General features: G+C 66.1%; 11 protein-coding genes and 1 pseudogene. 11 read left to right on the top strand and 1 reads right to left on the bottom strand.

The features are described 5' to 3' along the window. The 11 genes from ABNT58_RS15650 to ABNT58_RS15600 all read left to right on the top strand — a co-directional run. On the top strand, positions 1–776 hold a 776-nt coding region (locus tag ABNT58_RS15650), incomplete at its 5' end, for a molybdopterin-dependent oxidoreductase (RefSeq protein ID WP_348754387.1). A 2-nt stretch (positions 777–778) separates the two neighbouring features. Beyond that, a complete protein-coding gene (gene nuoH, locus ABNT58_RS15645; RefSeq protein WP_348754386.1) occupies positions 779–1,840 on the top strand; it encodes an NADH-quinone oxidoreductase subunit NuoH in 1,062 nt (353 codons plus the stop codon). 33 nt (positions 1,841–1,873) lie between these two features. Continuing rightward, the gene (nuoI, locus tag ABNT58_RS15640) at positions 1,874–2,362 is read left to right on the top strand and encodes an NADH-quinone oxidoreductase subunit NuoI (RefSeq protein WP_250194497.1); all 489 of its coding nucleotides are present in this window, start codon (positions 1,874–1,876) and stop codon (positions 2,360–2,362) included. 57 nt (positions 2,363–2,419) lie between these two features. Beyond that, positions 2,420–3,070 carry an NADH-quinone oxidoreductase subunit J gene (locus tag ABNT58_RS15635; protein ID WP_348754385.1) on the top strand — a complete coding sequence of 217 codons (651 nt, stop codon included), beginning with the start codon at positions 2,420–2,422 and terminating at the stop codon, positions 3,068–3,070. Then, positions 3,070–3,396: an NADH-quinone oxidoreductase subunit NuoK gene (gene nuoK, locus ABNT58_RS15630; RefSeq protein WP_250194499.1), complete on the top strand. Its 327-nt coding sequence runs from the start codon at positions 3,070–3,072 to the stop codon at positions 3,394–3,396. The genes ABNT58_RS15635 and nuoK overlap by 1 nt, the downstream gene beginning before the upstream one ends. Before the next feature lie 6 nt (positions 3,397–3,402). Continuing rightward, complete coding sequence (gene nuoL / locus ABNT58_RS15625; protein WP_348754384.1) at positions 3,403–5,433, top strand: NADH-quinone oxidoreductase subunit L; 2,031 nt, start codon at positions 3,403–3,405, stop codon at positions 5,431–5,433. 21 nt (positions 5,434–5,454) lie between these two features. Further along, positions 5,455–6,930, top strand: a complete 1,476-nt coding sequence (locus tag ABNT58_RS15620; RefSeq protein ID WP_348754383.1) for an NADH-quinone oxidoreductase subunit M — start codon at positions 5,455–5,457, stop codon at positions 6,928–6,930. A 15-nt stretch (positions 6,931–6,945) separates the two neighbouring features. Continuing rightward, complete coding sequence (gene nuoN / locus ABNT58_RS15615; RefSeq protein ID WP_348754382.1) at positions 6,946–8,430, top strand: NADH-quinone oxidoreductase subunit NuoN; 1,485 nt, start codon at positions 6,946–6,948, stop codon at positions 8,428–8,430. Between the two features lie 44 nt (positions 8,431–8,474). Then, positions 8,475–8,780, top strand: coding sequence for a DUF2818 family protein (locus tag ABNT58_RS15610; RefSeq protein WP_348754381.1), 306 nt, complete (start codon positions 8,475–8,477; stop codon positions 8,778–8,780). A 2-nt stretch (positions 8,781–8,782) separates the two neighbouring features. Further along, on the top strand, positions 8,783–9,370 hold the full coding sequence (locus tag ABNT58_RS15605; protein WP_348754380.1) for an NUDIX hydrolase: 588 nt from the start codon (positions 8,783–8,785) through the stop codon (positions 9,368–9,370). Positions 9,371–9,423: 53 nt separating this feature from the next. Beyond that, complete coding sequence (locus tag ABNT58_RS15600; RefSeq protein WP_348754379.1) at positions 9,424–9,924, top strand: DUF1178 family protein; 501 nt, start codon at positions 9,424–9,426, stop codon at positions 9,922–9,924. Positions 9,925–9,942: 18 nt separating this feature from the next. Here ABNT58_RS15600 and ABNT58_RS15595 read toward each other — a convergent pair. Next, positions 9,943–10,272: pseudogene (locus tag ABNT58_RS15595) on the bottom strand (hypothetical protein); the annotation flags it as partial.

The raw sequence follows: 10,272 nt of genomic DNA, 5'->3' as shown, positions 1-10,272 counted from the left end.
TGCATGCCATGCCGCGCCAAGGCGGCCTGAACGCCGGCCAGATGCTGTCGCAGCCGATGAAGGCGCTGCTGCTGCTGAACGTCGAACCCACGCTGGACGCCGCCGATGCGGCCGCCGCCCGTGCCGCGCTGGAAGGCTCGGGCCTGGTCGTGGCGCTGACGCCGTTCAAGGACGCACAGGTCGAGAACGCCGACGTGCTGCTGCCCATCGCCCCGTTCACCGAAACCTCGGGCACCTTCGTCAACGCCGAAGGCCGCGTGCAAAGTTTCCACGGCGTCACCAAGCCGCTGGGCGATGCCCGCCCGGCCTGGAAGGTGCTGCGGGTGCTGGGCAACCTGCTGGGCCTGGAAGGCTTCAACCACGAAACCTCGGAAGAGGTGCGTGCCGAAGCGCTGGGCGACCTGGCCACCGTAGCCTCGCGCCTGAACAACGAAGCCGCTGCGCTGGGTGTGGTGCAGGCTGCACCGCAAGGCGGCCTCGAGCGCCTGGCCGATGTGCCCATCTACAGCAGCGACGCCATCGTGCGCCGCGCCACCTCGCTGCAGCTGACGGCCGACGCCCGCCCGCCGGTCGCCAGCCTGCCGTCAGCCCTGTGGCAGACACTGGGCCTGCAGGCCGGTGACCTGGTGCGTGTGTCGCAAGGCAGCGCCAGTGCGCTGCTGCCGGCGGTGGAAGAACCCACCCTGGCCGCCAACACCGTGCGTGTGCCGGCCGGCCATGCCCACACCGCCACCCTCGGCGCCATGTTCGGCGCGCTGACCATCGAAAAAGCCTGACCATGCTGGACACCCTCCAACAAGCCGGCACCTCGCTGCTCGGCCCCACGCTCTGGCTGGTGGTCTGGAGCCTGATCAAGATCGTCGTGGTCGTGGCACCGCTGATGGGCTGCGTCGCCTACCTCACGCTGTGGGAGCGCAAGGCCATCGGCTGGACGCAGATCCGCCCGGGTCCCAACCGCGTGGGCCCGTTCGGCCTGCTCACGCCCATCGCCGACGCGGTCAAGCTGATCTTCAAGGAGATCATCCGCCCGACCGCGGCCAACAAGGGCCTGTTCTTCCTGGGTCCCATCATGACCATCATGCCGGCGCTGGCCGCCTGGGCGGTGGTGCCCTTCGGTCCTGACGTGGCGCTGGCCAACGTCAACGCCGGCCTGCTGTTCCTGATGGCCATCACCTCGCTCGAGGTGTACGGCGTGATCATCGCCGGCTGGGCCTCGAACTCGAAGTACGCCTTCCTGGGCGCACTGCGCGCCTCGGCCCAGATGGTGAGCTACGAGATCGCGATGGGCTTTTGCTTCGTCGTGGTGCTGATGGTCTCGGGCACGCTGAACATGAGCCAGATCGTCATGGGCCAGGGTAAGGGCATCTTCGCCGACCACGGCGTGGGCATCCTGTCCTGGAACTGGCTGCCGCTGCTGCCCATCTTCGTCGTCTACTTCATCTCGGGCCTGGCGGAAACCAACCGTCACCCGTTCGACGTGGTCGAAGGCGAATCGGAAATCGTGGCCGGCCACATGATCGAGTACTCGGGCATGTCGTTCGCGATGTTCTTCCTGGCCGAGTACGCCAACATGATCCTGGTCTCCACCCTGGCCGTGATCCTGTTCCTGGGCGGCTGGTTGAGCCCGTTCGGCTTCCTCGACTTCATCCCGGGCTGGATCTGGCTGGCGATCAAGGTCTTCGTGGTCGTCACGATGTTCCTGTGGGTGCGTGCCACGTTCCCGCGCTTCCGCTACGACCAGATCATGCGTCTGGGCTGGAAGATCTTCATTCCCGTCACCCTGGTGTGGCTGGTCGTCGTGGGCCTGTGGATCCAGTCGCCCTGGAACATCTGGTCCTAAGCCGCCCAACGCACGCACACAGAGGTCACCCCCATGTCTGCCGTCAAAGACTTCGTCTCCAGCTTCATGCTGCTGGAGCTGCTCAAGGGCCTGAAGCTCACGGGCCGCCACTTCTTCCAGAAGAAGATCACCATCCAGTTCCCGGAAGAAAAAACGCCGCTGTCGCCGCGCTTCCGCGGCCTGCACGCGCTGCGCCGCTACGAGAACGGCGAAGAACGCTGCATCGCCTGCAAGCTGTGCGAAGCGGTGTGCCCCGCGATGGCCATCACCATCGAGTCGGACGTGCGTGACGACGGCTCGCGCCGCACCACGCGCTACGACATCGACCTGACCAAGTGCATCTTCTGCGGCTTCTGCGAAGAAAGCTGCCCGGTCGATTCCATCGTCGAGACCCACATCCTCGAGTACCACGGCGAAAAGCGCGGCGACCTGTACTTCACCAAGGACATGCTGCTGGCCGTCGGTGACCGCTACGAGCGCGAGATTGCCGCCAACAAGGAGGCCGACGCGAAGTACCGCTGACCGCAGCGGCCACCCGCCAGGGTGGCTGCAGCTCGGCGCGTGCGCGCGTTCAACAAGATGAATACGACGACCGCTCTCTTCTACGTGTTCTCGGCGGTGCTGCTGGGTGCTTCGTTCCGTGTGATCACGGCGCGCAGCACGGTGCATGCGGCGCTGTTCCTGGTGCTGGCCTTCTTCAGCGCGTCCTGCGTGTGGATGATGCTCAAGGCCGAGTTCCTGGCCATCACCCTGGTGCTGGTGTACGTCGGCGCCGTGATGGTGCTGTTCCTCTTCGTGGTGATGATGCTGGACATCAACACCGACGCCTTCCGCCAGAACTTCTGGAAGCACTTCCCGGTGGCGGGCCTGATCGGCGCGGTGATCGCGCTGGAAATGGCCGCGGTGCTGTACCAGGGCTTCTATGTGCCTGAAGCGCCCGCGCTGAGTGCCGCCGCCATCGAGGCCGGCAACACCAAGATGCTGGGCATCGAGATGTACACCAAGTACCTGTATCCGCTGCAGATCGCCGCGGTGCTGCTGCTGGTGGCCATCGTCGCGGCCATCGCGCTGACGCTGCGCCGCCGCAAGGATTCGCGCGCCATGGACCCGTCGCTGCAGGTGCGTGTCAAGAAGGCCGACCGTGTGCGCCTGATCAAGATGAAACCGACCATCGAAGCGCCGTCCGCGGCCGCTGTGCAACCGGCCGTGCAACCTGAGGGGAAACAGTGATGCTGGGTCCCGTCTCCCTTGGCCATTACCTGTCGCTCGGCGCGGTGCTGTTCGCGCTGTCGGTGATCGGCATCTTCCTGAACCGCCGCAACCTGATCGTGCTGCTGATGGCGATCGAGCTGATGCTGCTGGCGGTGAACCTGAATTTCGTGGCCTTCTCGCACTACCTGCCCGCGGTGGCGGATCGCATGGCGGGCCAGGTCTTCGTGTTCTTCATCCTGACGGTGGCGGCGGCCGAGTCCGCCATCGGCCTGGCCATCCTGGTCGTGCTCTTCCGCAACCGTGCGTCGATCAATGTCGACGAACTCGATACCTTGAAGGGCTGATTGACCATGTCGGCAACCCTGTCCCAGAACATGCTCGTCGCGGTGCCGCTGGCACCGCTGGTCGGCTCCGTCATCGCCGGCTTCTTCGGCAAGGCGGTGGGCCGCCGCGGCGCGCATATCGCCACCATCCTCGGCGTGGCCATCGCCTTCGTGCTGTCGGCCATGGTGCTCAAGAGCGTCGTGGTCGATGGCGCACGCTTCAACGCCACCATCTATGAATGGATGACGCTCGGCGACCTGAAGATGGAAGTCGGCTTCCTCGTCGACGGCCTCACCGCGATGATGATGTGCGTGGTGACCTTCGTCTCGCTGATGGTGCACATCTACACCATCGGCTACATGGAGGAAGACCCGGGCTACCAGCGCTTCTTCTCGTACATCTCGCTGTTCACCTTCTCGATGCTCATGCTGGTGATGAGCAACAACTTCCTGCAGCTGTTCTTCGGCTGGGAAGCGGTGGGCCTGGTGTCGTACCTGCTGATCGGCTTCTGGTTCAAGAAGCCCACGGCCATCTTCGCCAATATGAAGGCCTTCCTGGTCAACCGGGTCGGCGACTTCGGCTTCATCCTGGGCATCGGCCTGCTGCTGGCCTACACCGGCACGCTGAACTACGGTGAAACCTTCGCCAAGACCGGCGAACTGGCCAAGCTCACGCTGCCCGGCACCGACTGGATGCTGATCACCGTGGCCTGCATCTGCCTGTTCATCGGCGCGATGGGCAAGAGCGCGCAGGTGCCGCTGCACGTGTGGCTGCCCGACTCGATGGAAGGCCCGACCCCGATCTCGGCGCTGATCCACGCGGCCACCATGGTGACCGCGGGCATCTTCATGGTCTCGCGCATGTCGCCGCTGTTCGAGCTGTCGGACACCGCGCTGTCCTTCGTGCTGGTCATCGGCTCGATCACCGCGCTGTTCATGGGCTTCCTGGGCATCATCCAGAACGACATCAAGCGCGTGGTGGCCTACTCCACGCTGAGCCAGCTGGGCTACATGACGGTGGCGCTGGGTGTGTCGGCCTACTCGGTGGCGGTGTTCCACCTGATGACGCACGCGTTCTTCAAGGCGCTGCTGTTCCTGGGTGCGGGCTCGGTCATCATCGGCATGCACCACGACCAGGACATCCGCAACATGGGCGGCCTGCGCAAGTACATGCCCATCACCTGGATCACGTCGCTGCTGGGTTCGCTGGCGCTGATCGGCACGCCGCTGTTCTCGGGCTTCTACTCGAAGGACAGCATCATCGAGGCGGTGCATGAGAGCCACCTGTGGGGCGCCGGCTTTGCCAATTTCTCGGTGCTGGCCGGTGTGTTCGTCACGGCGTTCTACTCGTTCCGGATGTACTTCCTGGTCTTCCACGGCAAGGAAAACTTCCGCCACAAGCCGTTCCCGGGTGAGCACGACCACCACGACGACGAGCATGGCCACCACGAGCCGCACGTGCCGCACGAGTCGCCCTGGGTGGTGACCGCGCCGCTGGTGCTGCTGGCCATTCCGTCGGTGCTGATCGGCTACCTGACCATCGAGCCGCTGCTGTACGGCGACGTCTTCAAAGATGCCATCTTTGTCGATGCCACGAGGCACCCGGTGATGGCCGAACTGGCCGAAGGCTTCCATGGCGCCAGCGCGATGGCGCTGCACGGCCTGACCTCGCTGCCGTTCTGGCTGGCGCTGTCGGGCGTGGTGGTGGCCTGGTTCTTCTACATGAAGCAGCCTGCCATCCCCGCCGCCATCAAGGCGCACAGCGGCCCGATCTACCGCCTGCTGGAAAACAAGTACTACCTCGATGCCTTCAACGAGAAGGTCATCGCCCGCGGCGCGCGCCTGCTGGGCGTGGGCCTGTGGAAGGGCGGCGACGTGGGCCTGATCGACGGGCTGGTGGTCAACGGCTCGGCGCGCCTGATGGGCGGCATTGCATCGCTGACGCGCTTCCTGCAAACCGGCCACCTGTACTGGTACGCGCTGGTGATGCTGCTGGGCGTGTTCGGACTGATGACCTGGCAACTGTGGCCCTCGGTGGGCGGCCTGTTCGGTCGTTGAGGCGGGGCGGAGAACAAGAACATGGGATTGTTGAGTGTTGCCATCTGGTTGCCGATCGCATTCGGCGCCATCCTGCTGGCGCTGGGGCGTGACGACCAGGCCAAGGCGGTTCGCTGGCTGGCGCTGATCGGCGCCATCGCCAGCTTCCTGGTCACGCTGCCGCTGCTCGGCGGCTTCGACTCGGGCACCGCCGCGATGCAGTTCGTCGAGAACTACGCCTGGATCGAGCGGTTCAATATCCGCTACCACCTGGGCGTGGACGGCATCTCGGTGTGGTTCGTGCTGCTCACGGCCTTCATCACCATCATCGTGGTGATCGCCGCCTGGGAAGTGATCACCGACCGCGTCAACCAGTACATGGGCGCGTTCCTGATCCTGTCGGGCGTGATGGTGGGCGTGTTCTCGGCGCTGGACGGCCTGCTGTTCTACGTCTTCTTCGAAGCCACGCTGATCCCGATGTACATCATCATCGGCGTGTGGGGCGGTCCGCGCCGCGTGTATGCGGCGTTCAAGTTCTTCCTGTACACGCTGCTGGGCTCGCTGCTGATGCTGGTGGCGCTGCTGTACCTGTACTACAAGTCGGGTGGCAGCTTCCAGATCCTGGACTGGCACAAGCTGCCGCTGCCGGCCGACGTGCAGACGCTGCTGTTCTTCGCCTTCTTCGCGGCCTTCGCCGTCAAGGTGCCGATGTGGCCGGTGCACACCTGGCTGCCCGATGCCCACGTCGAGGCGCCCACCGGCGGCTCCGTCGTGCTGGCCGCCATCATGCTGAAGCTGGGTGCCTACGGTTTCGTGCGTTTCTCGATGCCCATCGCGCCGGATGCCTCGCACCAATGGGCGTGGCTGATCGTCGCGCTGTCGCTGGTGGCGGTGATCTACGTCGGCCTGGTGGCGCTGGTGCAGCAGGACATGAAGAAGCTGGTGGCGTATTCGTCGATCGCCCACATGGGCTTCGTCACGCTGGGCTTCTTCCTGTTCAGCGAACTGGGCGTGGCCGGTGGGCTGGTGCAGATGGTCAGCCACGGCTTCGTGTCGGGCGCCATGTTCCTGTGCATCGGCGTGCTGTACGACCGCGTGCACTCGCGTGAAATCAAGGCCTACGGCGGCGTGGTGAACACCATGCCCAAGTTCGCCGCCTTCGCCGTCTTCTTCGCGATGGCCAACTCGGGCCTGCCGGGCACCAGCGGCTTCATCGGCGAATGGATGGTGATCCTCGCCTCGGTCAAGTTCAGCTTCGTGATCGGGCTGCTGGCCGCCACCGCGCTGATCCTGGGCGCCGCCTACAACCTGTGGATGGTCAAGCGCGTGTACCTGGGCGACGTGGCCAACGACAACGTGCGCAGCCTGACCGACATCAACGGCCGTGAATTCCTGATGCTGGCGGTGCTGGCCATCGCCACCCTGGCGATGGGCGTGTACCCGAAGCCCGTGACCGACGTGATGCACGTCTCCGTCACCGAGCTGCTGAAACACGTGGCCACTTCCAAACTTCCCTGACGGATGGCCGCAACCATGATTGAAATGAACTGGCTGGTCATCTACCCCGAACTGCTGCTGCTCGTGCTGGCGTGCGCCGTCGCGCTGGTCGACCTGTTCGTCACCGACCCGAAGCGTCGGCCCACCTTCTGGCTGGCCCAGGCATCGCTGGCCGTGGTGGCGGCGCTGCACTTCAGCTACGTGCAGGGCGGCGTCACGCTGTACGGCATGCAGAACATGGTGGTCGCCGACCCCATGGGCCATCTGCTGGCTTTCTTCGCCGCCATCGCCACGATGGTGACGATCGCCTACGCGCAGCCGTACATCGGCGCCCGCGAGATGCTCAAGGGCGAGTTCTTCTCGCTGTCGATGTTCTCGCTGCTGGGCATCTGCGTGATGGTGTCGGCCAACAACTTCCTGGTCGTCTACCTCGGCCTGGAGCTGATGAGCCTGTCGCTGTATGCGCTGGTGGCCCTGCGCCGCGACAGCGCCGTGGCCACCGAGGCCGCGATGAAGTACTTCGTGCTGGGCGCACTGGCCAGCGGCTTCCTGCTGTACGGCCTGTCGATGATGTACGGCGCCACCGGCACGCTGGAGATCCCGGGCGTGTTCGACGTGATCGGCAAGGGTGAAGCCAACGGCACCGTGCTGGTGTTCGGCCTGGTGTTCATCGTCGCCGGCCTGGGCTTCAAGCTGGGCGCTGCGCCGTTCCACATGTGGGTGCCCGACGTATACCACGGCGCCCCCACGGCCGTCACGCTGCTGATCGCCGGCGCGCCCAAGCTGGCCGCCTTCGGCATGACCATCCGCCTGCTGGTGGAAGGCCTGCTGGGCCTGGCGGTGGACTGGCAGCAGATGCTGCTGGTGATGGCGGTGGTCTCGCTGGCCATCGGCAACTTCGCGGCCATCGCGCAAAGCAACCTCAAGCGCATGCTGGCCTACTCGGCCATCGCGCAGATGGGCTTCATGCTGCTGGCGCTGGCGTCCGGCGTCGTCAGCGGCAACACGCTGTCGGCCGGCAATGCCTACAGCTCGGCCATGTTCTACATGGTGGCCTACACGCTGACCACGCTGGGCAGCATCGGCCTGCTGATGCTGCTGTCGCGCGAAGGCTTCGAGAGCGAAGACATCAACGACCTGGCCGGCCTGGGCCGCCGCGCACCGTGGATGGCCGGCGTGATGGCGGTGTTCATGTTCTCGCTGACCGGCATTCCGCCGACGGTGGGCTTCTATGCCAAGCTAGCCGTGCTGCAGGCGCTGATCACCACCAACATCGACCTGTACCTGTGGATCGCGGTGGCCGCGGTGCTGCTGTCGCTGATCGGCGCGTTCTACTACCTGCGCGTCATCAAGGTGATGTTCTTCGACGAACCGCCGGCCGGCGCACCCGCCGTGTCGCAAGGCTCGGGCGTGAGCGCGCTGCTGGCCGTCAACGGCGCCGCCGTGCTGCTGCTGGGCATCATGCCGGGCGGCCTGATGGCCATGTGCCGCGACGCCATCGTCAAGGCGCTGGCCACCTGATGGCGGCCGGCACCGGGTCCACCGTGTCGGGGCAGGTGTAGGCGGTGGGCTCGCATTCGGCCGAGGTCTGGCTGGTGCTGCTGGTGGCCACCATCGCCGCCAACCTGCCGTTCGTCAACGACCGGTTGTTCGTGGTGGGTCCGCAGCGCCAGCCCAAGCGCTGGCCCTGGCGGTTGCTGGAACTGGCGCTGATGGCTGGCCTCACGCTGCTGGTGGGCATGGGCCTGGAGGCACGCATCGGCCAGCGCCAGCCGCAGGGCTGGGAGTTCTACGCGGCCGGCGCCTGCCTGTTCCTCACGCTGGCGTTTCCCGGCTTCGTCTGGCGCGTGCTGCGCCGCCAACAGGGTTGAGCATGTCGGCCGATCAAGATCAGCACCTCATCGAAAAGCGCCTGTCGGGCGAGCAGGTGTACCGGGGCAACTTCCTCGACGTTCGGCGCGACGTGATCGGCCTGCCCAACGGCGACACCGCCACACGTGAGTACATCGTGCACCCGGGCGCGGTGGTGGTGGTGCCGTTGCTGGACGATGGCCGGCTGGTGCTGGTGCGCCAGCACCGCTACCCGCTGGGCCAGGTGCTGCTGGAGTTTCCGGCCGGCAAGATCGATCCGGGTGAAGACACGATGCGCTGCGGCCTGCGTGAGCTGACCGAAGAAACCGGCTACAGCGCCCGCGAGATCGCCCGTGCCGGCATCCTGCACAACGCCGCCGCCTATTCCAACGAGCACATCGAGATCTTCTTCGCCCGCGGCCTGACCGCTGGCACCCAGCAGCTCGACCATGGCGAGCTGATCGACGTGCACCACTTGTCGGCCGACGAACTGGACGCCATGGCCGGCCGTGGCGAGCTGACCGATGCCAAGACGCTGATCTGCCTGCTCTGGCTGCAGCGCTGGCAGGCCGGTGCCTGGTCGCTGGATTGGCAGGCCGCTCCGGCCTAGGGTTGCAGGCGCACGGCGCGGCATGAAGTGACGCCGGCCACTATGATCATTTCATGAAGGTTCTCAACCTCTGCTGCAGCCAGGGCCACGGCTTTGAAGGCTGGTTCGCCTCTGAAGAAGATTACGGCGCCCAACTCGACAAGGGCTTGATCAGCTGTCCCCTGTGCGCCGACACCGGCATCACCCGCCGGCCGACCGCGCCGCGACTGAACCTGTCGGGCGCGCGTGAGCCGCGCATCGCGCCCGCGGCCAACCGTGAACAGCGGCCCGGCGCGCCGGCCGCATCGAGCCCGGTGGCATCTACCCACACCGAACCGTCGCCCGAGGGCGTGCTGCAGGCCGCGTGGATGCAGGCGGTGCGCCATGTGCTGGCCCATACCGAAGACGTGGGTGCGCGGTTTCCGGAAGAAGCGCGCCGCATGCACTACGGGGAGATCGAGGCGCGCGGCATCCGCGGCCAGGCCACGCCCGAGCAGCGCGAGTCGCTGCTGGAAGAGGGCATCGAGATCGCCACGCTGCCGGTGCCGCGGGGCCTGGAAGGCCCGCTGCAATAGCGCCGGCCTGGCGCCGGGCTACTTCAGCGTCAGCAGCGAGACGACGCGGCTGCGGTCCACGCTGACCAGCGCCGGGGCGATGGCGGCATACACCTCATAGCCGGGCTGCTGCGCACGGGCGCCGAACTCTTCGGCGAAGGCGGTGGCCCAGGCGGCATCGGCCGCCTGCGCCGTGGTCTGCTTGGCCCGCTCCAGCGTGTCGCGCACCTGTTGGGCCACGCGCCGCACATGCTCCAGCGCCTGCGTCACTTCCTGCAGCGTGCTGCGCAGGCTGGCGGCGTCGCCGGTGCTCCAGCCCGCGGGCGTGATCGCGTCTTCCTGCGCTTCGGTCTTGGCGCGCAGCGGCTG

This window comes from uncultured Aquincola sp., assembly GCF_964001545.1.
GTDB lineage: Bacteria > Pseudomonadota > Gammaproteobacteria > Burkholderiales > Burkholderiaceae_C > Aquincola.
The sequence above is the reverse complement of the archived record's forward strand: the minus strand, read 5'-3'. Positions and strand labels throughout refer to the sequence as shown.